Raw genomic sequence first — 23,604 nt, 5'->3', positions numbered from 1 at the left:
CGTGACCAGGCCCTTTTCGTGCTGCCGAAGCCAGGCGCGGATCGCCTTCGAGCTGTAGCCCTTGTCGCCGATGACATGGGCGGGTCGGGTCCGGGGCCGTCCCGGACCCGACCGGGGCACCCGGATGGCGCCCATCTCAGCGGTGAACCGCGTGCGGTCTCGCTCGAAGGTCCCGTCCTTGGCCCAGCGGCGGAAGCGGGCGTGCAGGGTGACCCAGGACCCGTACCGCTCGGGTACGTCCCGCCGTGATCCACTGCCCGAGATCACGGGTCGATGCCGTGATGGACTGAGCGCCAAGGTCTACCTGGCCTGCGTCGGACCGAGAGGGCTCAGACTGCGAAGCCACCGTCCACCGCCAGCTCCGCGCCTGTGACGTATCGGGCGCTCTCGCCGGCCAGGTACGAAACGGCGTCCGCGACCTCCGCCGCCGTGCCGTAGCGGCCGAGCGCGGTGAAGCCGCGCTGGAAGTCGGCGGAATCGCCGTCGCCCGGGTTCATGTCGGTGTCGATCGGGCCCGGGTGGACCAGGTTGACGGTGACCCCATGCGGGCCGAGCTCCCGGGCCATGCCCTTGGTGAAGCCGATCAGCGCGGCCTTGCTGGTCGCGTAGAGGGCGCTTCCGGGGAAGGCTACGCGCTGGGCGATGCAGCTGCCGATGCTCACGATCCGTCCGCCCTCGGCCAGGTACTGCAGCGCCGCCTGGGCGTAGAGGTAGGGCGCGCGAACGTTCACCGCCAGCACCTGGTCGATCTGGTCGAGTGCCACCGCCTCGATCGGCCCGACGGCGCCGACACCCGCGTTGTTCACCAGGATGTCCAGCCGCGTGAACCGCTCGGCGACCGCCGCCACCGCGCCGCGCACCGCCTCCGGGTCGGCGCTGTCCGCGCGGACGGCCCAGCCGGTCCGACCCATCGCGGTGATCTTGGCGACCACCTCTTCGGCCAATTCGGCCGAGCCCTGGTAGGTCAGCGCCACGTCTGCGCCGTCCCCGGCCAGCCGCAGCGCGACCGCTGCCCCGATCCCCCGGCTGCCGCCGGTCACCAGGGCCACCTTGCCGTCGAGCCCCGTCGCACCGTTCATCGTCATCTCCGTAAAACTCCTTTTTCCGGTCTTGGACACGCTCAATCCAAGACCGGAACGCCCTGCGGGTCCGGCGGTATTCAGACGTCACGTTCAATCTTCAACGACGACTCCGTACACCCTGGAAGTACGAACCGACCGCGGCTGCCCGGTGCAGTTCGGTCCGCACGCCGGATCGGCAGGCACGTGGACCAAGGGGCAGCTCGACCTGCCGGCCGCCGCGACAGTCGCGGCCGTGAACACAGCGCTGGAGCAGGCAGGCTCCAGCGGCGTCATCGCAGCCGACACCGAAGCACCAAAGCTCCACCGCGCTCTCATCGCGGCCGGGATCCCGGCATCCGGACCGGACACTCTTGGAGCCCGCCTGCGGGACGCAACCGGAGGTATCCCGATCGGGAATGTCAACGGGGCAACTGCACCCAGGACTTGATACCAAGCTGCGGCAGTGAGGCTTCGCGGACACCCCACTCCCCGCCCCAGTCGTCCACCACAGCCGTCAACAGCCAGAGCGCCCGCCGACGCCGTGTCTCGCAGAGCGTGGCCATGTCCGGTTCGGAGTGGCGCGGGTGCTGGTCCCAGACGAGGAGGCGGAGCGCGTCGTCCCGGTGGCGCAGGGATACGTACAGCTCCTTCCCCGGGCTCATCCTGGCCGTGACGGCAATGAGTTCGGCGGCCGCGTGCGTTGCCGGCCAGACGTACGGGGCGAGCCCGTGCGCCTCCAGAGCGGCGGCGATCGCGGTGCGCCCGATGAACGCGCTACGGACATCGCCCGGCAGTGTGAAGCTCAGCGCGAGGGTGTGCGCGGAGCGGCCCTTGGAGCGCAGATGGGGCTGCGGGGGTTGCTGGAGTTGCTGGTGCGGGTTGCGGGATGCGGCCGAGCGCGGATGCGGATGCGGATGGGGATGCGGATACAGGCCCGTGGTACGCGCCTCGGCGAGAGCCGGGCAGAGTGCGGTGAATGGAGATGAGTGCATGACTGACTCCCCTGATGCGGGTGGCGAGTTGGCGGTGTCCCTCTTTCGCGTGGGCGCGCACAGGTGGCTCACACTGTTGCGCTGCGGACGAGCAGTGGCCTGTCTCCCTGACGCGGGACTGCCCCTCCCAGGGAAGGAGGTTGCGGGCAGGACCGCGTGATGCACTTCCGGCTCGTCGTCGCTGTGTGAGCGGTGCGTAACCCAAAGTAGCGCAGCGGTGGCACTCATGCCATCGAATCAGAGGCAATTACCTCCCATCTGTTGGACTGGGCGCCCGGCGCGGCGGCAGACTGTGCGCACAGTCCGTGGAAGAGAGGGCCCATGCCGAGCAGTTCCACTCCGACAGAACGCCAGAAGCGACTCGGTGCCGAACTGCGCAAGATGCGCGTTGCAGCCGAGGCAACCACCGCCTACGCGGCGGGCTTGCTGGGTATCGACCGGACGAAGATCTCCAACATGGAGGCCGGAGTCCGTCCAATCGCACCCGCACGTGTCCGTACGTTGGCCTGCAACTACGCCTGCGCCGACCCACGTTACGTTGAGGCACTTGTAGAGGTGGCCGAACAACGCGAGCGTGGGTGGTGGGAGCAGTACAGGGGAACGCTCCCGTCAGGCCTCCTGGATATCGCCGAGCTCGAATGGCACGCGGCTCGCATCCGTACAGCTCAGACCGTCCACCTACCTGGTCTGCTCCACACAGACGGATACGCCCGTGCGGTGTTCGGCGCCGTTCTGCCCGAGCTGTCCCGTCTGGAGATCGAGTTGCGGGTGGCGCATCGGATGGAAAGGCAACAGGTACTCGACCGTGAGAATCCCATCGACTACGTGGGCTACGTCCACGAAGCTGCCCTGCGCATGCAGTTCGGCGGCAGGGACGTCGCACGGGAGCAGCTGCTACATCTGTGCGAGATGTCCGAACGCGAGCACATCGATGTGCGGGTGATTCCAGTCAGCCGCGGCGCATTCCCTGGAGCCGGGCACGCGCTCCTCTACGCCCACGGTGTCGTACCGCAACTCGACACCGTGCAGCTCGATTCAGCTCACGGACCTGAATTCATGCACGCCGATGCGCAGCTGACCAAATATCGCGCGCACCTGGACTGGATGGAGAGCGCAGCGTTGTCCTCCGCCGCATCCAGGGACTTCATTCACGTCATCTCTGGCCAACTTTAAGGAAGTTCAGCATGCTCGAGATCAACTGGGAAGAGCCTTACTGTGGCGAAGGAAACAACTGCTTTAGGCTCGGCACAGACACAGAAGGCAACGGGTTCATCGCTATCCGGGGCCGGGAGGATCGATACCTCACCGACAGCCGCGAGGCGCTCCAGCAGATGATCCGCGACATCAAGGCCGGCAAGGCCGACCACCTGCTGTAACAGCAAGGGCCCGGCACCGCGATGTGCTCGCGGTGCCGGGCCCCGGTGTGGGCGCGGTTGCCTCAGGAAGCGGTGCCGCGCGGGAAGGAGACCTCCACGCGGCGGTTCTTCTTGCGGCCCTCTTCCGTGCTGTTGTTTGCGACCGGATACTGCTCGCCGTAGCCGCGAATATCGAAGGTGACGTTCGAACCCAGCTCCTTGACCAACACCGACTGCACCGCATTGGCACGCTGCTTGGACAGCACGTCACCGTGGGCCGACGAACCGAGATTGTCGGTGAAGCCGAAGACGCGCACCTTGGTGGCGTTCTGCTTCTTGATCTCGGCGGCGATGGCCGCGATACGGGAATTGGCGGCGGAGCTCAGCTTGGCACTGTCCTTGCTGAAGAGGACTTCGGCCTGGAGCGCGAACTTGATATTCGCGTTGCTGTCCTCGCGGCGCTCGTCGCCACCCATGTCCTCGACGACCTGAACGATGTCGAGAACCTTGGCAGGGGCGAGTGTGCCGCCTTCAGGCATCTTCAGGTCAGGGTCGTTGGGGTCGAGCTTGACCGGAGGCACCGATGTCGCCTCGGTGCCGGGGGGCACACTGGGGCCGTCGTCGGCGATCGCGTTCGACACCCCCAGGAAGGCGGCACTTGCCGTGAGCAGAGCGGCTGCGACGACATGGCCCGCAATCCGCGTCGGCTTGCGGCGTTTCAGGGTGTGGGTCATGTCGGTCATCACCCAGAAATCTTCAGCGAGGCAGTGGCGAAGGTCGGCAGGGTGAAGTCGACTTCTGTACTGGTGGCGGGAGGAGCCGGGAACTGCATGAAGACGGAAACCGACCCTCCGGCCGAAATCGCTGTCAGCCCGGTTGTGCAAAGGCATCGCCCATCCGTGTCCCGAAGAATGTAGTAGCGCTTCTTGCCGACCTTGTCCACAAGTGTCGCGCCTGCTACAGAGTTCGGGTTCCTGGCCACAATGGTGCTCTCACTGCCCGACCACTGAGAGCCACTGCTAATCGTGTCGCTCTCATTCTTGATCACGCCACTGACAGTAACGAACCCGCCACTATCGCGCTTTACCTCATTGACGACAAGAATCAGCCCATCACGACCATTGACCTGCGCGAGCTTTACATTCGCGTCCACATTGTCGCCGGCAGCTGTGTCCTCCTGCTTCGCGCCCTTGTCCTCTCCCGAGGGCTTGGACGGAGTGGAGGATGGCGACGAACCAGCTCCATTGGCCTTTCCGCCACCGTCATCAGCACCGCAGCCAACAGCAGTCAGGGCCATTGCCGCCGCCAGCGAGACGGCTGCCACAGCCCTTCGGGATCTGGTGGAGCGCCGAATGCTCATGGGTTCTGAATCCTTTACTCGTCGTTCGCCATCAATTGTCGACCAGGTGCACGTCGTAGAGAATCTTGCTCACCTCGGACCAGGGCGGGGGGTTGCTCGGCTCGATTTGGAGGAAGTCATTGCCGCACGAGAAGAAGAACATGTCGCGGATGCTGTCGTCGTCGTAGTCCACGGACGTCCAATGACAGCGAAACTTGATGACAGCGGTGGCCGTAGCCTTCGCGCGCGTCTTCTCCGAACCGGGAAGCACCGTGGAGTCCACCGGCTTGCGGCCCTTGACCTTGACCGTGATCCGGTCCGTGTAGCCACCGGGCGTCGTTTGGCACCGCTTGACATCGGCCTGATTCGCTGCGGCCAGTCCCTGGGCCGCAGGACAGCCGACGACCGGATGACTCTGCAGGTATGCGTCGAGCAAGTCCTCAGGGAGCGAGGCAAGGAACCCGGCCTCGAAGTTCTCCCGTGCCTCGTTCGCTGCAGCCAGAGCTGCCGCGTCCGCCGCCCCCTGAGCTCCATTGCGCAAGGCCGAGGCCTTGCCGACGGCAAAGAATGCGAACACGAGGAAGAGCAGGCCCGCCACCATCACTACATAGATGGGGAAGGCCTGCCCTGCATCGCGGCGGCTACGTCCGATCACTTGCCCCCCGAGGTGATGGAGGTCACAAGGCCCTGGATCCGCTCCGAGATCGCGCCGCCGATGCCCGTCGCCATGATTGCACCGATGATCGCCACGACCACCAGGATGATGCCCAGGTACTCGAACGCCGTCTGGCCCCGGTCCTTGGCCTCGTAACGCTTCTGGATCGCGCTGACCGCGGTGTTGGCCCAGCCGTTGACGCGCACGGTGGTCTTCAGGGTGATGTTCGACATGGAATTCCCCTCCGGGTTCGGCCGACCGGTAGCCGGCCGACTCGCACGTTTCCTTGGTGTCGCCAGCGGTTCCGGCTTCCTCCTGGCCGGAACCGCCGGCGACACGAGAAACATACGGCGGCACGCCCTGCTCGCCGGAGGGTCCCAGGGCCCATTCCCGGGCCCAAAGCATGAGTTGGGCCTCCCGCGCCGGTACGTGCGGGGCCCCACGCCCCGCACGTACCACCATGCTCTCGCTGCGACGCTCAGCCACGGTGACCACCGGCCCCGTGCGCCCCTGGACCCGCCGTGGGTGCCGTGCCGAGCCAGCGGGCGATGGCCTCGCTGCGGGTGGCGCTGTGCAGCTTGGTGAAGATGCGGTTGATGTGGTTCTTGACCGTCTTCTCGCTGATGAAGCAGGTGGCGGCGATCTGCTGATTGCTCATGCCGGAAGCGATCAGCTCCATGACCTCCACCTCCCGTGAACTCAGCCCGAACTGCCGCCTGTTGAGGGTCGTGCCCGTCCCCCCAGTCACGGAAGACTGTGCCACAACTGGTTGCAGATGCGAAAGACCCTGTGCTGGACGGACCGGTCGCGCCGCAGGTGGAGACGGTGCGGGCTGGGGCACGTGTGCGGGCGCTCCGTGTTGCTGAAGGGAACTCGGGACCTGGCCGTCGTAGCCGGGCCCCTGGTACGGAACACCCGTGGTCAGGGCCGCGCCGAGGCCCTCCGGGAGCGGTCGTCCCTGTGGTCCGGGGCCCTGGCGCATGTGGGCCAGGAGCGCGTTTGCTGCTGTGGCGGTGAAGTGGGCCCGGCCGTCCTTGGTGTCGCGTACGGCCTGCACCAGTTGGCCTGCCGTGAACTCGCCGTGGACCAGGTAGCCGCTTGCGCCCAGGCGCAGCGCCTCGTGGACGATCTCGCTCTCGCGGCTGTAGGTCAGCATCATGACCGGTGCAACCTGGACGAGGTGGGGCAGGGCGGAGATGCCGTCGACACCGGGCATGCGGACGTCCAGCAGGACGACGTCAGGGCGGTGCAGCACGGCCATGTCGTAGGCCTGGCGGCCGTCCGCGGCCTCCGCGACGACCTCGATGTCGTCGCGGCCGGAGAGCAGGACGCCCAGGCCGGCCCGGACCACCGGGTTGTCGTCGGCGACGACGACCCGCAGGGCGCCGGGGACGGGCGTGGGCGGCGCTGCGGGGAAGGGAGGCATGGACTCGGATGCCGCGGAGTGCTGGGGGACGGGACCAGGGACAGGGAACGTGTGGGAGCTGGGCTCCGAGTTGAGCGGGGTGACGTGCGAGGACGTGTGCTGGGAGGCGTGATTCTGCGCTGCCCAGTTCTGGCCCGAAGCGCGGGAGACGTCGTCCGGCATCTGCGACCTCCTCTCAGGGGTCTATGGGGGGTGAGGGTGAAGTTGGAGCTGTGCGGGTTCAATCGGGTCGTGGTACGTCGGGAGGGGTGCTGAGAGCGGCTATCGGGAGTTCCAGGCGTACCTCCGTGCCTTTGGCCGCCTGGCCCTTTCCGATACGGATGCGGGCGCCGATGGATGCGGCGCGTTCGACCATGCCGACGAGGCCGAAGTGCCCGGCGTGCCGGAGGTCGTCGAGCGTGGTGCCTGCGGGCAGGCCGCGCCCGTCGTCGTACACGCTGACGCGCAGGACATCGCCCTTCACGCCTGCCAGTACGACGAGGTAGGTGGGTTGTGCGTGGCGGTGGGCGTTGTCCATCGCCTCGGAGGCGACGGTGAGCAGCTGGCGCGCGACTGCCTGGGGAACGTGCGGGATCGGTGCGTCGTCGAGGAGCCGGAAGGTGGCCGTGAGTCCGTGGCGCCGGGTGAAGTCGTCGGCACGGGCACGGAGTTCCCGTACGACGTCCACACCGCCGTCGAGTCCGGACTCACGGCGCAGGTCGGAGAGGAGTTCGCGGGACTCGGCGGCGGCCCGGCGGGCGGCGCGGGCGACCAGTTCGGCCTGGTGCTTGACGGTGAGCGGGTCCATGCGGTCGGAGGAGCCGGCCAGGCCGTCGGCGGCCAGCGCCAGGCCGTGCAGGGTCTTGGCGACCGAGTCGTGCATCTCTCGGGCGAGCCGGGTGCGTTCGCCCTCCACGGCCTCGTTGACGGCGAGGCGGGCCCTGGTCTCGGTGAGGGCCTGGCTGGCCGTCCCGAAGCGGAGGAGCAGATTGCGCAGGGTGACGCCGACGGCGCCGGCAAGGATGCAGAAGCCGGGGAGGAGGACCGCCGTGGCGTCGGCGGGCTGCAGTTTCGGGTTGGTGCCGTACACGCCCAGGACGACGACGATCTGAAGTGCTGTGAAGACCGCCGCCCCGCGCCAGCCGTAGACGAGGCCGGCCAGCAGGGGGGTGCACACGGTGACGTACGCGAGGGTGGACTCGGGGCTGGCGGTGATCAGCAGCAGGGCACCGAAGAAGACGTCTATGCCGAGCAGCCAGGGGTGGCGCAGGAGTACGGGGCCGAAGCGTTCCCAGTCACGGAACAGGACGTACGAGCCCATGAAGGTGACAAGAATGGCCGAGCCGATCAGCCAGGAGGCCAGTCCCTTCGCGGTGTGGCCGAGCGCGAACGGTGTGGCCATGGCAATCATCGCGAGCCGGAAGCCGAAGACCTGGCGACACATCGCCTGAAGCGCGTTGACCTGGATCGCGAACGCCGGGCGCGCTCCGGGATCGGCGATCGCCTGACGCACCTCAGCATTCAGTCCGGTCTGGATGCCGCCGAGCTGGAACGACATGAGCCTGTCACCTCCCTTCGACCGTTTTGCCCACCGTCCGCACCGTTCACGTCATCCGCCCGTGAGGAAGCCGAAGTCGATGTTGGCTCCGTAGACGAAGCCGACCGTCAGCAGGACCAGGGTTCCGGGGAGGAGGAAGGTCGTGACCGCGAAGGTCGCCTTGGGGACGGCCCTGGCAGCCTTCCTACGGGCGTTCTGCGCGTCGGTGCGGCGCATGTCGTTGGCGATCTGGATCAGCGTCTCGACGATCGGCGCACCGAGCTCCTCGCCCTGCTGGAGCGTGGTGACGAACATCGCGACCTGTTCCGAGTCATTGCGCTTGCGCAGCTGATCGAAGGCCTCGCGGCGGCTGACTCCCATGTCCATCTGGCGCAGCGTGATGCGGAGTTCGTCGGCCCACGGCCCCTCGTACTTCTCGGCGACGCGTCCCAGCGCCTGGCGGAAGCCGAGGCCCGCCGAGACGACGACGGCGAGGACGTCGAGGAAGTCGGGGAGCGTCCGGTCGATGTGGTCGCGACGGATGCGGACCGCCGACCAGATACCGACCTCGACCCAGAAGAGGCCGAAGGCGATCAGCAACAGGGCGAAGAAGATCTGGCCGCGCAGGAGCATCGTGAAGGCGCCGAGCGCGCCGAGGCCGCCGTAGACGGCGCGGCGGGCGGCGTAGCGGTCGATGGTCAGGCCGCCCGGATTGCCCGCCAGGTCGATCTGGCGGCGCTTCTTGTTGACGGCCTTGGGTCCCATCATCCGCAGGACCGCGGGGGCCCAGCGCATGCCGAGCCGGTCGATACCGGAGCCGACCGCGCTGGTGCGGGTGGAGCCGACTTCCAATGCGATCGCGAGGTCGCCGGGGAGCTTCGCGTCGCGTCGGTACATGCGGATGCCGGCGATGGCTCCGTACACTGCCAGGCCCATGACGCCGGCGAGCAGCAGGCCCATGTGCGCGCCGCCCATCAGACGTCGATCCGGGACATGCGGCGGATCACGATGAATCCGATCGCGTACAGGGCGATGGAGACGACCACCGCCACCTGGCCGATGAAGGCGCCGGTCATGCGGTCGAGTGCGCCGGGCATGACCGCGTTCATCAGGAGCATGGCTCCCAGGCCGAAGATCGGGACGGCGTAGGCGGTGACGGTGACCTGGGAGAGCTGGGTCTTGACCTCGCGCCGGGTCTCCTTGCGCTCCTCCAGCGTTTCGGTGAGGTTGCGCAGCGAGCTGACGACTGTACCGCCGGCCCGGTTCGACAGGATGAGGGTGGTGACGAGGACGACGAGTTCGCGGGAGGGCAGCCGGTCGGTCAGCTCACTCATCGCGTCTTCGAGGGATTCGCCGACGGCGAGGCGACGGGCGACCCGGGCCAGTTCCTCGCCGGCCGGGTCCTCCATCTCGTCGGCCGCCATGCTGATGGACGTACGCAGCGCGAGTCCGGCCTGGGTGGCGTTGGCGAGGATGCGGGCGAGTTCGGGAAGCTGGTTGATGAAACGTTCGGTGCGCTTGGTCCGCTGCCAGTTCAGGAAGGCATTGGTACCCCACAGGCCGATGAGGGCGGCGACCGGACCGAAGAAGCTGGCGAGCATCGACGAAGCGATCATCCAGAGGCCGGCCATGGCGGCGAGCGAATAGACGAAGAACTCGCCCGGCGTGATGTCGAGGCCAGTGGCGGCCAGCTTCAGTTCGAGCTTCCGGCCCAGGCCGGTCCTGCGCAGCCTGCTGTCGAGTCCCCGGAAGCGACGGCGGCGACCGGTCTCCGGGATGTGGCCGGTGTGCGAAAGGCGGTCCACCAGGGCGTCCCGGTCGGCCTTCCCGCCGGAGTAGGCGTGCAGGCCGGCGACGCCCGTGACACCGCAGAGCAGTGTGACGCCGATCGTGAGAAGAGGGAGATTCGTCATGGCACGGTACCTAGTTGGCCTCTCGGGTGGCGAGCTGTTCGGCGGAATCGGCGACCCCGAAGGCCTGCGGGATGGGCTGGCTGGCCATGTACAGGCGATCGGCGATCTTGCGCGGGATCGGGAGGTACCTGAACTCGCCGTTGATCCGCCCCTCGGCGTCCATCGGCTGGGCATCGAACCGGGCGACGGTCACGATGCGGTACGGGTCGCGGCCGTGCGAGTCGAGCACGGCGATCTCGGTGACCTTGCGGGAACCGTCGGCGTGCCGGGTGAGCTGGACTATGACGTCGACGGCGCTGTTGATCTGGTCGTGCAGTGCCTCGAAAGGGATCTTGATCTCGGACATCGAGGCCAGGGTCTGCAGACGCATGAGCGCGTCCTCGGCGTTGTTGGCGTGGACGGTGGCCAGTGAGCCGTCGTGACCGGTCGACATCGCCTGGAGCATGTCGAGCGATTCGCCGCCACGGACCTCACCGACGACGATGCGGTCGGGGCGCATACGCAGGGAGTTGCGGACCAGGTCGCGGATGGTGATCTGGCCCTTCCCCTCGACGTTCGCCGGACGGGACTCCAGCCGGATGACATGGCTCTGCTGGAGCTGGAGTTCGGCGGAGTCCTCGATGGTGACGATGCGCTCGCTGTCGGGGATGAGGCCGGAGAGCGCGTTGAGGAGAGTCGTCTTCCCGGTACCGGTGGCGCCGGAGACGATCACGTTGAGCTTGGCCTGGACGAGCCCGGAGAGCAGGATCAGCATCTGCTCGTCGAGCGAGCCCACGTTGATCATCTCCTGGAGCGTGAAGGCCCGCGGGAACCGTCGGATGGTGAGCGTCGCGCCGGTCAGCGAGAGCGGCGGGATGATCACGTTGACACGCTCGCCACTGGGTAGACGCGCGTCAACCATGGGGTTCGACTCGTCGACGCGGCGGTTGACGGTCGACACGATGCGCTCGATGGTCTGCATCAGCTGCTCGTGCGAGCTGAAGCGCATCGGGAGCTGTTCGACCCTGCCGCTGCGCTCGACGAAGATCTGGTCCGGTCCGTTCACCATGATTTCGGTGATGGACGCGTCTTCGAGGAGCGGTTCCAGGATGCCGAGACCGAGGGCCTCGTCGACGACCCGGCGGATCAACTGAGTGCGTTCGACGGTTGAGAGGACCGGACCTTCGCGGCTGATGATGTGGCTGAGCACGCGCTCCAGCCGGGCGCGCCGGTCTGCGGCGGCGAGCGAGGACATCTCGGCCAGGTCGATCTCTTCGAGCAGCTTGGCGCGGTAGGTGGCCACCATGTGGCTGTCCTCCCGCGCCCCGCCATTCTTCTCGGGGGCGGTCATGCGTGCCCGCAGACTCATCGTGTAACTCCTCGTTCCGACTTGCTTGTTGAGCCGCTGGAATGGCAGCGGCGCGTGCGCCGCAGGGGTCAGGTGCGGGGCATCGTGGAACTGCGTTCGGCCGTACCCCAGATGTGAACGACCGGGAGGATGTTGGGCACGTCGACACGGACGGTGCAGGTGACCTCGTCGAAGGAGGAGAGCCGCTCGTCGACCTTGGCCCGGTCGGCGGTCCAGCCGCTCATCGCGTCCTTGCCCGTCTGCTCGTCGCAGCCGCCCGACGACATGCTGGCCATACGGGCTGCCGCGCGGGCGCCGGTGCCCGCCTGGTTGGCGGCGTACGCGGCGAGGCCGGCCTGGATCGCGAGGAGGCCGACCAGGAGCAGCAGGGGGATGAATCCCAGATACTCGATGGCGACCTGGCCGCGGTCGCGGCGAGGGATGGCGGTGGTGGCAGCGGCCGTCCGGTGGGGTGTGGGCGGGTGCTTGCTCATCGGTCAGCCTCCAGCGGGAACGCGCCGTTGCCTTCGACGCGGAACGGCCAGTTGAGTACACCGGGCACCAGGACGGGCACCTGCAGCTTGACCTCGGCCTTGTACATACCTGACGAGTGGTGGCATGTCGTCGGCTTCATCGACTTGCGCCAGGCCTTCGGCAGATCCTCCTTGGCCGCCTCCCGGCATTCCCTCAGCCGAAGGCCCTCCGTGATGGCCCCCTGGTGCGCGGCCTGGTCCGCCGCGTTCCCCGCCAGCGAGAAGGTGTAGCCGATCAGCGCGCACTGCCAGAGCGCGATCGCCAACAGGATGATCAGCGGGGTGACGCCCAGGAACTCGATGGCGGTCTGGCCGCGGTCCCGCCCCCGGCCGAAGAGGCGGGCGCGCATCCCGCCCCGCCCAGGTCCCCCGCCCGGGGAAGGGTCACCGTAACGCCTTCCCGGTATCTCCACGTCTGTCGTCTCGGTAACTGCCATTGGTCAACTTGCCCCCTTGGTCGTCGCCCGGTTCCGGGCGTCGCCGTCGCGTCTGCCGATGCGCGGGCGTCCGATCGAGCCCCGGTCGTTCTTGAACTTCGCGCTGCTCTTCGCGCCGCTCTTCTCCGCCTTCTCAGGAACCTTCACGATGCCCAGCTCGCCCGCAAGGGCCCAGAGGGCCTGTTTGACGGTGCTCTTGGAGTCGAGTTCGTGCAGCCGGCCCGCGTCGACGACGCTCTGGAGTTCCTTGAAGTTCGCGGGAACGGCCGTGTTGGCCGTCCGGGTCCCGGTGATCTTCTCGATCAGCTGCGGCTGGATCTCGGTGTTGCGGATGAACCGGTTGACCACGGTGACCGTCTCCTCCGCCTTGCGGATCTGGAGCCGTTCCCACATCCGTACGAGACGCTTGGCCCCGCGCACCGCGATCACATCGGGCGTGGTGACCAGCAGCGCCGTGTCGGCCATCTCGATGGCCGCCGCGCTGGCGCCCTGCAGCTGGCTGCCGCAGTCGATCACCACGACCTCGTAGCGCGAACGCAGGGCGCTGACGATCTGCCGGGCCGAGCGGTCGCTGACCTCCTCGGCGCTCTCGCCCTCGCCGGGTGCCAGGAGCAGCGCGAGGCCGGTGCCGTGGCTGAACACGGCGTCGGACAGGACGCGCGGCGAGATGTCGGTGATGGTCGACAGGTCGACGATGGAGCGCCGGAACTGCACATCGAGGTACGAACCGATATCACCGGCCTGGAGGTCCATGTCGACCAGGGCAACGGTGCGTCCGGACGTCTGGGCCGCCAGGGCGAGTTGGACGGCGGTGACGGTGGCGCCGACCCCGCCCTTGGCGCCGCTGACCGTGATGACCGTACCGCCGGGGCCGTTGAAGACCTCGGCCCCGGCGCTCAGGTGGCGGCGGACGCCGACGGACCACTGGGCGGCGGACTGAACCCGATTGACCAGTTCCTCGTAACTGAGGGGGAGGGTGACGACGCCTCGCGCACCCGACTCCATGGCGGACGAGAACAGGCCGGAGGTGACATCGGCGGTGATCAGCACGACCCCGATGGCGGGGAAGCGCAGGGAGACCTCCCGGATCAGTTCCAGCGCCGGCACCGGGCCGATCCGCTCGTGGACCAGCACGACCTCGGGCAGATCATCGAGCGATTCGCCCGCGAGCCGGGCGAGGGTGTCGATGAGCTGGGTCGAGTCCCCGACCGGAGTTGCTGGTTCCGCGTCGGGAAGCTGACTGAGCAGAGTGGTGACGGATCTGGCCGCGTCGACGTCACCGACGGCCGGGAGGATCCTGGTGGTCATTCGATCCTCACTTGTCCTTGTCGATCGTGTAGGTGCGGTCGCCCGGACGGATGGTGCTGTCACTGCCGGAAGCGAGCAGTGCGAGGCGTACGTGCTCCGCGAAGGACTCGGCGTAGGCGATGCGCTGGGTGTCGAGCGTGTTGAGTGCGAAGGTGATCGGGACGGCCTCGGTGCCCATGCTGGACTTGCCGTCGCGGCTCGGCTCCAGGGCGGTCAGCTTGCCGACGTCCAGCACCTTGGCGTTGGAGACGATGACCTTCGACTGGGAGGGGTCGCCGTCGCGCTCACCCGCGAAGGTGGCGTAGATGTTGACCGTGGCACCGGGGGTGATCTTGCCCGCGACGCCGGTCGCGGCGTCGATCATGATGGCGATCTCCTGCTCCCCGGGCTGCAGTTCGGGGCGCTTCTGCATCATGTCGGACTGGAGCAGCGAGCCCTTGCGCAGCTGGGTGACGGCGATCTTGCCGTTCACCTCGGAGAGATCGGTGACCGCGTTGGTGGAGAGCCAGCGCTTCGGCATCGAGATCTTCTCGAACTGCCCGGAGGACAAGGTGGTATAGGGAGCGATGTCGGACTTCAACTGGTAGGCCGAGACCTCGGGGCCGACCTTGGTGTTGACATCACTGATCACCGAGAGCACGCCGGCGAAGGCGCCGAAGGCGCACAGAACCGACAAAAGCAGGAGTATCACGCCGCGGCGCTGGCGGGAGTTCATGGGCCGGACAACCTCGTTCGAATCGGATGCGTGGGGCAGCGGACAGGAGGGCGTCTACGGAGGAAAGCGGAAGCGCTAGGACTGCGGTGGTGCGGGCGCTCCCTGGCTGAGGACACCGGCGGGTTGCATTCGGTTCGCGGCCGCGGGTAGCGGGGAGGAGCAGAACCCGCAGCGGTCACCGATGAGTTCCATTCCGCACCAGTGGCAGTTCTCGCGACGTACGGAGGCCACCAGTTGGTACAGGACGGAGATGTCTGGAAGATAGGCGGCGAATTCCACCAGTTTTCCGGTTCCCCACCAGGCCGGGGAATCGGACGGAAGCGGCGCCTCGTGAATGGACTGGACCTGCCAGGCGGGCGCGAGAGTCCGCTTCACCCATTCCGATTGGGACTGCCCCTTGGCGGTCATCAGATCGGTGGCGAACTCCGGGCCGGTCGGCGGATCCGCCTTCGGGCCGACCTTGATGAGCTGTGGATTCGGTCCCGCGACGACGGCGAACTGGGAGCCGGGCACCCAGGACGTGGCGTGTGTCCTGAGGTCGACCGGGACCCGGTCGAACTTGGTGACCGAGTTCAGCAGGGCGCCCGCGTGGATGTAGTGGGACAGCAGCCGGGCGGCGGAGGCGACCACTCCCGGGCTGAAGTCACAGATGGACAACTGGCGCAGCTGCCTGACGAGTACGGCGACGCCCAAGGGGGGGAGGTCCACCTTGAGCAGAGCGATGCGGTCGCTCTCCAGCACGGAGCGTACGGAGTAGAGGCGGCGCTCGTGGGCGGGCGCGATGCCGGTCGGGTACACGGCGACGACGTACCCGTGCTGTTCGAGCAGCACATGCATGTCGCCGATGGCCATCTCCAGGGCCTGGGCGCCGGGAGCCTGCAACAGGGCGGCTGTCGGTGTCTGCTGGTCGGTCGGAGGTAGTACCAAGTCAGCATTGGTCACTGCTATTGCGGTCGGCACGCTGTTCCCCGTTTCGGCTCCGGCCGGACGCCGGTCATGACGTAGGGCCGCAATCGCTCCTGCTCCGCGATTCTGCCTCAGCACTTTATCCACGTCCTACCTGGCAGAGAACACTTTTCGGAGGCCAGTACGACGACGCTTAGGAGACGTCCCGGCGACACCCCCGTGCCAAATCGGACCAAAACCGAAACGGTTAACTCTTGTACCACTGCGGAGTGTTACGAATCCGCCTTTTGATCACCTGCGGCCGGGAATTCGTTTCCGCACGTCAGGCCGATGCGGAACCGACGACTCGACGCCCGGGCGAGGGTCGGATCGTCACTGTCCGGACATCTGGGCCTCGTCACCAGCGCGGGGCACGCGCGATCAACAAAACGTCAATTCTTTGCGGGTTCAAGGGCGTTCCGGAACGTGCGTGGGGGCGTTCGGGGGCTTCCGGCGGAGTCCCCGCGTCCACCAGCGGCGCGGGCAGCGGCTACGTGGCGCCCTCGGTCGTGAACGCGGTCCTGGACTGCCTGGCGTCGGGCACCAACTGCGGCACCTTCAAGCCCTCGAAGACCTACCCCGGTATCCGCGGCGCGATGACCTGGTCGACCAACTGGGACGCCAAGTCGGGCAACGCCTGGTCGAACGCGGTGGCCCCGCACGTCCACGGCCTGCCGTAACACCGTCCGGCATCAGTGACCAGCAGCGCCGCCGCTCCCCCGGCGGCGCTGCCGCATGCGTCCCGGGCCTGTCCCGGACCCGGGCGCGCTGTCCGGGACAGGTCCGCCCCATGGCCTCGTGGGCGCCCGCGTGCCACCGTGGTGGGGGCGCGGTGGTGCGACAGGGGGAGTGACATGACCGGGGCGCGGGTTCAGGCATTGGGCGCGGGCGATCCGGCGGTGCTCGGGCCCTATCGGCTGATCGGGCGGCTGGCCTCCGGCGGCATGGGGCGGATCTACTTGGCCCGGAGCGACGGCGGGCAGGGTCCCGGGGAGCTCGGCCGGGGAGCCGAGGGCGCCGGGGGGCTCGTCGCGGTGAAGACGCTGCTCGCCGAGGGGGAGGTCAGCGATGTCGACCGGCGGCGGTTCGCCCGGGAGGTGACGCTCGCGCAGCGGGTCGACAGCGCGCACACCGCGCGGGTACGGGACGCCGACCCGGGCGCCGAGCGGCCCTGGATGGCCATCGACTACATCGCCGCTCCCCCGCTCTCCGAACTGGTGCGCACCTGCGGGGTGTTGCCCGCATCGGCCGTGCGATGGGCGGCGGCCGGCACCGCGGAGGCACTGGTCACCCTTCACCGGGAGGGCATCGTGCATCGGGACGTGAAGCCGCAGAACGTTCTGCTGCCGCTCGACGGCCCCCGGCTGATCGACTTCGGCATTTCCCACGCCAGCGACCTCACCCGCACCAGTCTCACCCTGGGCACCATCGCGTTCACCTCGCCCGAGCAGGCTCGCGGCGAGCCGTCCACGGCCGCCTCGGACGTGTACTCGTTGGGCGCGACCCTGTTCCTGTTGGCCACCGGGCGGCCGCCGTACCGCTCGGACGGCGACACCCTGCGCCTGCTCGCCCGGGTCCAGCGCGGCGAACTCGACCTCGGCGGGCTGCCGAAGGAACTCGTCCCGACGATCCGCCCCTGCCTGGCCACCGACCCGGACCAACGCCCCACGCCCGCGGATCTGCTCGGCCGGTTCCGGGCGGACCAGGCCGGGATGCCGGCGACGCACAGCGGCAGTCGCTGGCTGCCGCCGCGCTGGACGGCGCTGATCGGGGAGTACGCGGCCCAGGGCCGGGACCTCGCGCGCACGAACCGGATCGAACCGGAAGCTCCGACCGTCGACCAGCGCACGAGCGTGGTGCCGCCGCCGAACACCACCCGGATGTACACCGAGGAGCGCGAGGCGCACCTGCGGCGGCTGCGCGAACGCGCCGCGCGGGAACGGCAGCGCGCCGCCGAGGAGCACGAGAGGGCCGAACAGGAACGGGCGGAGAAGCGCGCCGCGCGGGAACGGCAACGCGCCGCCGAGGAGCACGAAAGGGCCGAACAGGAACGGGCGGAGAAGCGCGCCGCGCGGGAACGGCAACGCGCCGCCGAGGAGCACGAAAGGGCCGAACAGGAACGGGCCGCGCGGCGTGCCCGTGCCTCGTCAGCACCGCCGTCGTCGTCCTCGTCGTCGTCCGCGTCGTCGTCCGCGTCGGCACCCCGCCGCACAGCCACACCGACGACACCGACAACACCGGTGGCGAAGAAGTCCTCCGGCAGCGGCTGGCTGCTCATCCCGGTCCTCTTCTTCGTACTCGTGATCTGGCGGCCCTGGGAGTCCTCGGGCACGGACAGCACCACCGGCAGCACCAGCAGCACCGCGTCCGGCGGGAGTGCCTACGGTTCGACTACGAGGCAGACCCCGCCACCCACCCCCACGCCCACCCCCGACGCCACGGACCTGGCGTTCCGCGCCGTGCGTTCCGGCGACTGCCTCAACGTTTACGACGACGGGCACGGCAGGTGGAGCGCCTCGGTACCCATCCGGGTCGGCTGCGATTCCGCCAACGCCTATGTCTACGTCACCAACGCCACCTCCACCTCCGGTTCCCCCTACGACTGCGCCAGCGAAAACGGCCGCGGCGAGTGGCACCACTCGGCGGACGACGGGTTCGACACGACCCTCTGTCTGTCGCGTCAGTTCCGTAAGGGCCAGTGCTTTCCCGCCGACCTGAAGGGGAACGTCCAGGCCGATCTGATGGTGGTCTGGAACTGCAACTCCGACCGTGTGCCGCTCGCGGGCTACTCGATCGTGCAGATCACCGGCTACTTCCGGGCGCCCAAGTCGTACCGCGGCCAGGTCTGTCCGACGGGTGCCGGGGAGCGGTACTGGTACTGGAAGGTGGACGGCGCCAAGAACATCGTCTGCACCCGCCAGTCCTGACCCGGCACCCGGCACCCGGCACCCGGCACCCGGCACCCGGCACCCGGCACCCGGCACCCGGCACCCGGCACCCGGAAGCGTCTCGCGCTTGTCGTCGACATGTCATGTGATCCAGATCACGGGCCGCAGGTGCATCGTGGGCCGCGTGCCAGTGCCTTCTAAAGGGTGTAGGCGACCGGCGAGAACAGGGACAGTGTGAATGGAGCAGAGTCGAGCCCGTGCGTTCGACGAGTTCGTGGCTGCCCGCTGGTCGGCGCTGGTCCACCTGGCCCGTCTGCTCGTCGGAGGCGATCGGCATCGGGCCGAGGACTTGTTGCAGGAGTCCTTGGTCAAGCTCTGGTTCGTCTGGCCCAAGGTCGCGGACGACGCACCGGAGCCGTACGTGCGCAAGGTGATGACGCGTGCGGCGGCACGCTCGGGACAGCGGCGTTGGTGGGGTGAACGCCCCGTCGAACAGCTGCCCGAGGCGGCGGTGGCCGGCGATGTGTCCGCGGACGTGGCGGAGCGTTCTCGGCTGGAAGCCGCGCTGGCCCAGTTGTCGCCGAAGCAGAGGGCGGCGGTGGTGCTGCGCTACTACCAGGACCTGCCCGAGGGGCAGGTGGCGGAGGCGCTCGGGTGCCCGGTGGGCACGGCTCGGTCCCATGCCGCACGCGGAGTGGCGCAGCTGAGGAAGCTCCTGGGCAATGTGAACGAGCCGGTGCGGTGAAGGAGAACCCCATGGATCACTTCGAGCGGCAGTTGGCGCAGATGATGCGCGACACCGAGGCGCCCACACCGTTCGAGCCGAAGCACCGGGAACGTCTCCGGGCAGGAGTGCGTGTCCGCCGTCGGAGACGGGCCGCGCAGAGGGCAGTCGGCTCCGCCCTGGCCGTCGTCGGCCTCAGTGTCGGGCTGACCCTGCTGCCCGGCCGTGCGACCCGGGTCGAGCCCAGTCACCCCGGCCCACAGCCCGCGACGAGCCCGTCGCCCTCCGCCTCGCTCGCGACACCCGACGTGTCCCCGAGTGCGCCCTCCTCCTCGGGCGCCTCCACCGCACCCGCGTCCCCGGACGGGACCGCCACATTCATGCCGCCGCCCACGACCGGGAGTACGGCCACGGCCACCGAGACGCCGCCGGGGAGCACGGAGGGCGCGTCGCCGCCCTCGACCTCGGCCCCGCCTCCGGGTACGGCGACCGCGTGGAACTAGGCCCTGTCCTGCCGTCGACCGCCTCGTCCTCGCTCATCACCCCGTAACGCCGTAACGCCGTAACACACCGTCGCCCCGAGTGACTTCGGCCTGCCCCGCACCAGGTCACAGGAGAGGACAAAACGTGAGAAATCAAGGGTCACTTGCCCTGAAGGACCTGAGCCGACTGCCGCACCGCGCACCGGTGGCGACGCATCACCCGGAGCCCGTCCTGGACGTGGTCGTCCCCGTGTTCAATGAGGAGAGAGATCTGGAGCCGAGCGTGCGGCGGCTCCACGCGCACCTGTGCGAGACCTTCCCCTATCCGTTCCGTATCACCATCGCCGACAACGCCAGCACGGACAGCACCCCGCGGATCGCCGCTCGGCTGGCGGACGAACTGCCCGAAGCACAGTGGCTTCGGCTGGCCGAGAAGGGGCGCGGCCGGGCACTGCGTACCGCCTGGTCGCTCTCGTCGGCCCCCGTACTCGCGTACATGGACGTGGACCTGTCCACGGAACTGACGGCGTTGCTGCCGCTCGTGGCCCCGCTGCTCTCCGGCCACTCCGACATCGCCATCGGCACCCGCCTGGCCCCCGGTTCCCGGGTGGTGCGCGGCCCCAAGCGAGAGATCACCTCTCGTTGCTACAACGCCCTCCTGCGCTCCGTCCTCGCCGTGGGCTTCTCCGACGCGCAGTGCGGATTCAAGGCGGTGCGGCGTGACGTGGCCGAGCGACTGCTGCCCCTCATACAGGACTCGGAGTGGTTCTTCGACACCGAACTGCTGGTGATCGCCGAGCGTGCCGGGCTGCGCATCCATGAGGTGCCGGTCGACTGGGTGGACGATCCCGACACCCGGGTCGACATCCTCGCCACGGCACTGGCCGACCTGCGCGGCATCGCCAGGATCGGCGGGGCACTGGCGCGGGGCACGCTGCCGCCGGGCGGGTCGCTCCGCGACGGTGGCGCCGACGCACCGGGCAGGCTCGCCACCCAACTCGTGTGCTTCACCGCCGTAGGAGCCGTCAGCACCCTCGCGTACCTGCTCCTCTACGCGGCGCTGCGCCCGGTGGCCGGATCCCAGGCCGCCAACGCACTCGCGCTGCTGGTCTGCGCCGTCGCCAACACGGCCGTGAACAGGCGGCTCACCTTCGGCCTCCGTGGCCGCGGCGGTGTGCTGCGCCACCAGAGCAGGGGCCTGGTCGTCCTCCTGATCGGCCTGGCGCTCACCGGCGGATCGCTCGCCGCCCTGCACCACGCGGTGCCCTCGGCCGGGCAGGCCATCGAACTCGCCGTACTCCTCGCCGCCAACCTGGCCGCGACGCTGCTGCGGTTCCTGTTCTTCCGAGCGTGGGTGTTCCGCGCATGATCAGGACCACTGCCCGTACGACCGCGACCGGCACCCTGAGCTGGAATGCGAGGCTGTCGCAGCAGCCCGCCACCACGGGCCCCGACCGCCGGCGCCGACTGCGCCGCGCAGCCGAGCACTACGGCCCCGTACTGGCCGTCTACGGCACGCTCAAGTTCATCGGTTTCGCCGCCTTCATGTGGCTGCTGCACTCCGCCGGGGACTACCGCACGAAGAACCCGCGCTTCGGCGGCGGCGCCCACCCGTGGGACGTCCTGGCCAGCTGGGACGGCTGGTGGTACCAGCAGATCGCCGCGTACGGGTACGACCCTCAGCTGGTCCCGATCCCCGGCGCCACCGGCCCGATCACCCTCGAAGGGAACTCGGCGGCGTTCTTCCCGCTCTACCCGGCGCTGATGCGGCTGGTCTCCGAGCTCACCGGCCTCGGCCTGTACGGCGCCGCCCTGCTGGTCTCCGTCGTCGCCTCCCTGGCCGCCGCCCTGGGCATCTACGCCATCGTCGAACGCCTCGGCGGCAGACGGGCCGGGCTGGCCGCGGCCGGACTCTGGGCCGTCTGGCCCGGTTCCGGCGTGGAGTGGGCGGTCTACTCCGACTCCCTCTACGTGGCCCTGGCCGTCTGGGCCTGCCATGCCGTCCTGAGCCGCCGCTGGCTCACCGCCGGTCTCCTCACCTGCGCGGCAGGGCTCAACCGGCCCACCGCCGTGGCGCTGATAGCCGCCGTCGCCGTCGCGGCCCTGCTCGCGCTCTGCCGTCGCCGGGACGGCATCCTGCGTCCGGTGGCCGCGATGGCCGTCGCCCCGCTCGGTCTCCTCGCCTACCTCGGCTGGGTGGGCCACCAAATGGGCGACTACGGCGGCTACTTCAGGCTTCAGTCCGATGCCTGGGCCCACGAGTGGGACTACGGCCGGCACACCCTTGACGTCCTCACATCCGTCCCGGTGGGCCACTTCGACTATCTCTCCGCCTGGCCCTTCGCGGACCTGATCGGCGTCGGTGTCGTCCTGCTCGCGCTCGCACTGCTCTCGCTGCTGATCCGGCTGCGTCCCCCGGCCGTCCTGATGGTCTACACCGTCCTCACCCTCGTCCTCGTCCTGGGCAGCCAGCAGATATTCGGCAACGTCTCCCGCTATCTGCTCCCCCTCTTCCCGCTCTTCCTCCCGCTCGCCCTCGCCCTGCGCCGTCTCAGCCCGACCCACCAGCTCATGCTCCTCGGCATCGCGGCCCTGGCTTCCGGCTCGTACGCGGGCTACGGCCTTTTCGAACTCGGCGTTCCGTAACCGACGGACCCAGGAATGGATGCCCGATGACCACGAACGGCACGGCGCTCCCGTGGTGCCGGGCGCCGTGCCGTGCGCGGTGGTGCGGTGAAGCGGGTGCGGCAAGTGGGTCAGCCGGATCAGCCGAGGACCGCGAACGCGTCGATCTCGATGAGCAGGCCCTCGGGGAGCCCGACGTAGACCGTCGTACGGGCGGCGGGGGCCGCCTTCAGGTTCTGCTCGCCGAAGTAGCTGTTGTAGATCTCGTTCATCTCGGCGAAGTGGTCCACGTCCGTGAGGTAGACGCGCATCATCATCACGTCGTCCCAGCTGGCGCCGCCCTCCTCCAGGATCGCCTTGACGTTGGCGAAGGTCTGGAGGATCTGCTCGCGCAGGGTCGGACCGGCGGGGGTCGGGGGCCGGCCCGCTACGGCGGGGAGGAAGCCGACCTGGCCGGCGACCTGGAGGATGTTCCCCTTCTTCACCCCGTGCGAGAACTTCGCGGGCGGGGTGGTGTGGGTGCTCGGGGTGAGGGCGATCTTCTCGGTCATGGCTGTTCAGGCTTTCTCGGGTGGGTTGGTGCCGGAGTACTCCCGGCTGATGGTGTCGGCGGTCCGGCGCAGCAGGGGGAGCAGGGTGAGGAGTTCCTCGGCCGTGACGACGACGTTGGGTGCGGAGACCGACATCGCGGCGACGACCCGCCCGTCCGCGCCCCGGATGGGGGCGCCGATGCAGTTGATGGACTCCTCGTGGCCGCCGAGGTCGGTGGCCCAGCCCTGTTCGCGGACGACGGCGAGTTCCTTGAGGAACGCACCGGCGTTCGGGATCGAACGGGGCGTGTACATGGGGTAGTCGAGCTTCTCTGCGATGGCACGCCGCTCGGACTCGGTGAGGTCGGCGAGGAGCAGTTTCGCGACGGCGGCGACGGTGATCGCGACGGGCTTCCCGATCCGCGAGTACATCCGGACCGGGTAGCGGCTCTCGACCTTGTCGATGTAGAGGACTTCTTGTTCCTCGTACACCGCGAGATGCACGGTGTGCCCGCAGCTCTCGTTGAGTTCGACGAGGTGGGGGTGGGCGATCTCGCGTACGTCGAGGTTCTCGACGGCCTCCTGCGCGAGCGCGAAGAGGCGGGCGCCGAGGCGGTAGCGCTGGTCCTGCTGACGGTAGACGAGCCCGTGTTCGTGGAGCGTACGGAGCAGACGCAGCGCGGTGGACTTGTGGACGCCGAGCCGCTCGGCGACCTGCCCGAGGTCGGCGGGCCCCTGGGCGAGCAGCGGCAGGATGCTCAGCGCCCGGTCGACGGTCTGACTCATCCGCGTGCCTCGCTGCCCTCGGCCCGGTCTTCGCCCGGGACCCCCCT

The 23,604-nt window shown here is 68.7% G+C and carries 25 protein-coding genes and 2 pseudogenes; 8 read left to right on the top strand and 19 right to left on the bottom strand.

What is annotated here, in order from left to right; genetic code table 11:
• Positions 1-165: 165 nt before the first annotated feature.
• The 3 genes and pseudogenes from ACZ7L9_RS06030 to ACZ7L9_RS06020 form a co-directional block, all read right to left on the bottom strand.
• A pseudogene (locus ACZ7L9_RS06030) lies at positions 166-276 on the bottom strand (transposase); the annotation flags it as partial.
• 53 nt (positions 277-329) lie between these two features.
• Positions 330-1,085, bottom strand: a complete 756-nt coding sequence (locus ACZ7L9_RS06025) for an SDR family NAD(P)-dependent oxidoreductase (protein WP_471412954.1) — start codon at positions 1,083-1,085, stop codon at positions 330-332.
• Between the two features lie 395 nt (positions 1,086-1,480).
• Positions 1,481-2,053, bottom strand: coding sequence for an ATP-binding protein (locus ACZ7L9_RS06020; protein WP_471412953.1), 573 nt, complete (start codon positions 2,051-2,053; stop codon positions 1,481-1,483).
• 321 nt (positions 2,054-2,374) lie between these two features.
• Between ACZ7L9_RS06020 and ACZ7L9_RS06015 the strand changes: the two genes are divergently transcribed.
• Both ACZ7L9_RS06015 and ACZ7L9_RS06010 read left to right on the top strand, forming a co-directional pair.
• On the top strand, positions 2,375-3,226 hold the full coding sequence (locus tag ACZ7L9_RS06015; RefSeq protein WP_471412951.1) for a DUF5753 domain-containing protein: 852 nt from the start codon (positions 2,375-2,377) through the stop codon (positions 3,224-3,226).
• Between the two features lie 11 nt (positions 3,227-3,237).
• The gene (locus ACZ7L9_RS06010) at positions 3,238-3,429 is read left to right on the top strand and encodes a hypothetical protein (protein WP_471412949.1); all 192 of its coding nucleotides are present in this window, start codon (positions 3,238-3,240) and stop codon (positions 3,427-3,429) included.
• A 62-nt stretch (positions 3,430-3,491) separates the two neighbouring features.
• Here the strand turns inward: ACZ7L9_RS06010 and ACZ7L9_RS06005 are convergent, their stop codons facing one another.
• From ACZ7L9_RS06005 to ACZ7L9_RS05940, 14 genes are all read right to left on the bottom strand, one after another.
• A complete protein-coding gene (locus tag ACZ7L9_RS06005; protein ID WP_471413477.1) occupies positions 3,492-4,142 on the bottom strand; it encodes an OmpA family protein in 651 nt (216 codons plus the stop codon).
• Positions 4,143-4,150: 8 nt separating this feature from the next.
• The gene (locus ACZ7L9_RS06000) at positions 4,151-4,768 is read right to left on the bottom strand and encodes a hypothetical protein (protein WP_471412947.1); all 618 of its coding nucleotides are present in this window, start codon (positions 4,766-4,768) and stop codon (positions 4,151-4,153) included.
• A 31-nt stretch (positions 4,769-4,799) separates the two neighbouring features.
• The gene (locus ACZ7L9_RS05995; protein ID WP_471412945.1) at positions 4,800-5,402 is read right to left on the bottom strand and encodes a pilus assembly protein TadG-related protein; all 603 of its coding nucleotides are present in this window, start codon (positions 5,400-5,402) and stop codon (positions 4,800-4,802) included.
• The gene (locus ACZ7L9_RS05990) at positions 5,399-5,635 is read right to left on the bottom strand and encodes a hypothetical protein (protein ID WP_471412944.1); all 237 of its coding nucleotides are present in this window, start codon (positions 5,633-5,635) and stop codon (positions 5,399-5,401) included. The genes ACZ7L9_RS05995 and ACZ7L9_RS05990 overlap by 4 nt, the downstream gene beginning before the upstream one ends.
• Positions 5,636-5,880: 245 nt before the next feature.
• Positions 5,881-6,990 (bottom strand): response regulator, encoded by a 1,110-nt coding sequence (locus ACZ7L9_RS05985; protein ID WP_471412942.1) that lies wholly within the window; start codon positions 6,988-6,990, stop codon positions 5,881-5,883.
• A 58-nt stretch (positions 6,991-7,048) separates the two neighbouring features.
• Positions 7,049-8,365, bottom strand: a complete 1,317-nt coding sequence (locus tag ACZ7L9_RS05980; protein ID WP_471412940.1) for a sensor histidine kinase — start codon at positions 8,363-8,365, stop codon at positions 7,049-7,051.
• 51 nt (positions 8,366-8,416) lie between these two features.
• On the bottom strand, positions 8,417-9,304 hold the full coding sequence (locus ACZ7L9_RS05975) for a DUF5936 domain-containing protein (protein WP_471413475.1): 888 nt from the start codon (positions 9,302-9,304) through the stop codon (positions 8,417-8,419).
• A 14-nt stretch (positions 9,305-9,318) separates the two neighbouring features.
• Positions 9,319-10,257 (bottom strand): type II secretion system F family protein, encoded by a 939-nt coding sequence (locus ACZ7L9_RS05970; protein WP_471412938.1) that lies wholly within the window; start codon positions 10,255-10,257, stop codon positions 9,319-9,321.
• A gap of 10 nt (positions 10,258-10,267) precedes the next feature.
• Positions 10,268-11,605, bottom strand: a complete 1,338-nt coding sequence (locus ACZ7L9_RS05965; protein WP_471412936.1) for a CpaF family protein — start codon at positions 11,603-11,605, stop codon at positions 10,268-10,270.
• Between the two features lie 68 nt (positions 11,606-11,673).
• Positions 11,674-12,078: a TadE/TadG family type IV pilus assembly protein gene (locus tag ACZ7L9_RS05960; protein ID WP_471412934.1), complete on the bottom strand. Its 405-nt coding sequence runs from the start codon at positions 12,076-12,078 to the stop codon at positions 11,674-11,676.
• Positions 12,075-12,467 (bottom strand): TadE family protein, encoded by a 393-nt coding sequence (locus ACZ7L9_RS05955; RefSeq protein WP_471412932.1) that lies wholly within the window; start codon positions 12,465-12,467, stop codon positions 12,075-12,077. Before ACZ7L9_RS05955 ends, ACZ7L9_RS05960 begins: the two co-directional genes overlap by 4 nt.
• Before the next feature lie 90 nt (positions 12,468-12,557).
• On the bottom strand, positions 12,558-13,862 hold the full coding sequence (locus ACZ7L9_RS05950) for an AAA family ATPase (protein WP_471412931.1): 1,305 nt from the start codon (positions 13,860-13,862) through the stop codon (positions 12,558-12,560).
• A 7-nt stretch (positions 13,863-13,869) separates the two neighbouring features.
• Positions 13,870-14,577, bottom strand: coding sequence for a Flp pilus assembly protein CpaB (gene cpaB / locus ACZ7L9_RS05945; RefSeq protein WP_471412929.1), 708 nt, complete (start codon positions 14,575-14,577; stop codon positions 13,870-13,872).
• Positions 14,578-14,652: 75 nt separating this feature from the next.
• Positions 14,653-15,519 (bottom strand): hypothetical protein, encoded by an 867-nt coding sequence (locus ACZ7L9_RS05940; RefSeq protein WP_471412927.1) that lies wholly within the window; start codon positions 15,517-15,519, stop codon positions 14,653-14,655.
• Between the two features lie 458 nt (positions 15,520-15,977).
• Here ACZ7L9_RS05940 and ACZ7L9_RS05935 point away from each other — a divergent pair.
• The 6 genes and pseudogenes from ACZ7L9_RS05935 to ACZ7L9_RS05910 form a co-directional block, all read left to right on the top strand.
• Positions 15,978-16,202 (top strand): annotated as a pseudogene (locus ACZ7L9_RS05935) (chitinase); the annotation flags it as partial.
• 174 nt (positions 16,203-16,376) lie between these two features.
• A complete protein-coding gene (locus ACZ7L9_RS05930; protein WP_471412926.1) occupies positions 16,377-18,449 on the top strand; it encodes a serine/threonine-protein kinase in 2,073 nt (690 codons plus the stop codon).
• Between the two features lie 199 nt (positions 18,450-18,648).
• Positions 18,649-19,155 carry a SigE family RNA polymerase sigma factor gene (locus ACZ7L9_RS05925; RefSeq protein WP_471412924.1) on the top strand — a complete coding sequence of 169 codons (507 nt, stop codon included), beginning with the start codon at positions 18,649-18,651 and terminating at the stop codon, positions 19,153-19,155.
• Positions 19,156-19,166: 11 nt separating this feature from the next.
• Positions 19,167-19,637, top strand: a complete 471-nt coding sequence (locus tag ACZ7L9_RS05920; RefSeq protein WP_471412922.1) for a hypothetical protein — start codon at positions 19,167-19,169, stop codon at positions 19,635-19,637.
• A 157-nt stretch (positions 19,638-19,794) separates the two neighbouring features.
• Entirely contained in the window at positions 19,795-20,985 is a 1,191-nt protein-coding gene (locus ACZ7L9_RS05915; protein WP_471413473.1) for a bifunctional glycosyltransferase family 2/GtrA family protein, read from the top strand.
• A complete protein-coding gene (locus tag ACZ7L9_RS05910; protein WP_471412920.1) occupies positions 20,982-22,262 on the top strand; it encodes a glycosyltransferase family 39 protein in 1,281 nt (426 codons plus the stop codon). The genes ACZ7L9_RS05915 and ACZ7L9_RS05910 overlap by 4 nt, the downstream gene beginning before the upstream one ends.
• Before the next feature lie 119 nt (positions 22,263-22,381).
• On the opposite strand, the gene ACZ7L9_RS05905 is transcribed toward ACZ7L9_RS05910, so the two are convergent.
• Both ACZ7L9_RS05905 and ACZ7L9_RS05900 read right to left on the bottom strand, forming a co-directional pair.
• Positions 22,382-22,792, bottom strand: coding sequence for a RidA family protein (locus ACZ7L9_RS05905; RefSeq protein WP_471412919.1), 411 nt, complete (start codon positions 22,790-22,792; stop codon positions 22,382-22,384).
• A 6-nt stretch (positions 22,793-22,798) separates the two neighbouring features.
• Positions 22,799-23,557 carry an IclR family transcriptional regulator gene (locus ACZ7L9_RS05900; RefSeq protein ID WP_471412918.1) on the bottom strand — a complete coding sequence of 253 codons (759 nt, stop codon included), beginning with the start codon at positions 23,555-23,557 and terminating at the stop codon, positions 22,799-22,801.
• Between the last annotated feature and the right edge of the window lie 47 nt (positions 23,558-23,604).

The sequence above is a fragment of the Streptomyces sp. NPDC111516 genome, assembly GCF_055635345.1.
This window is presented reverse-complemented; position numbering and strand designations above follow the sequence as displayed.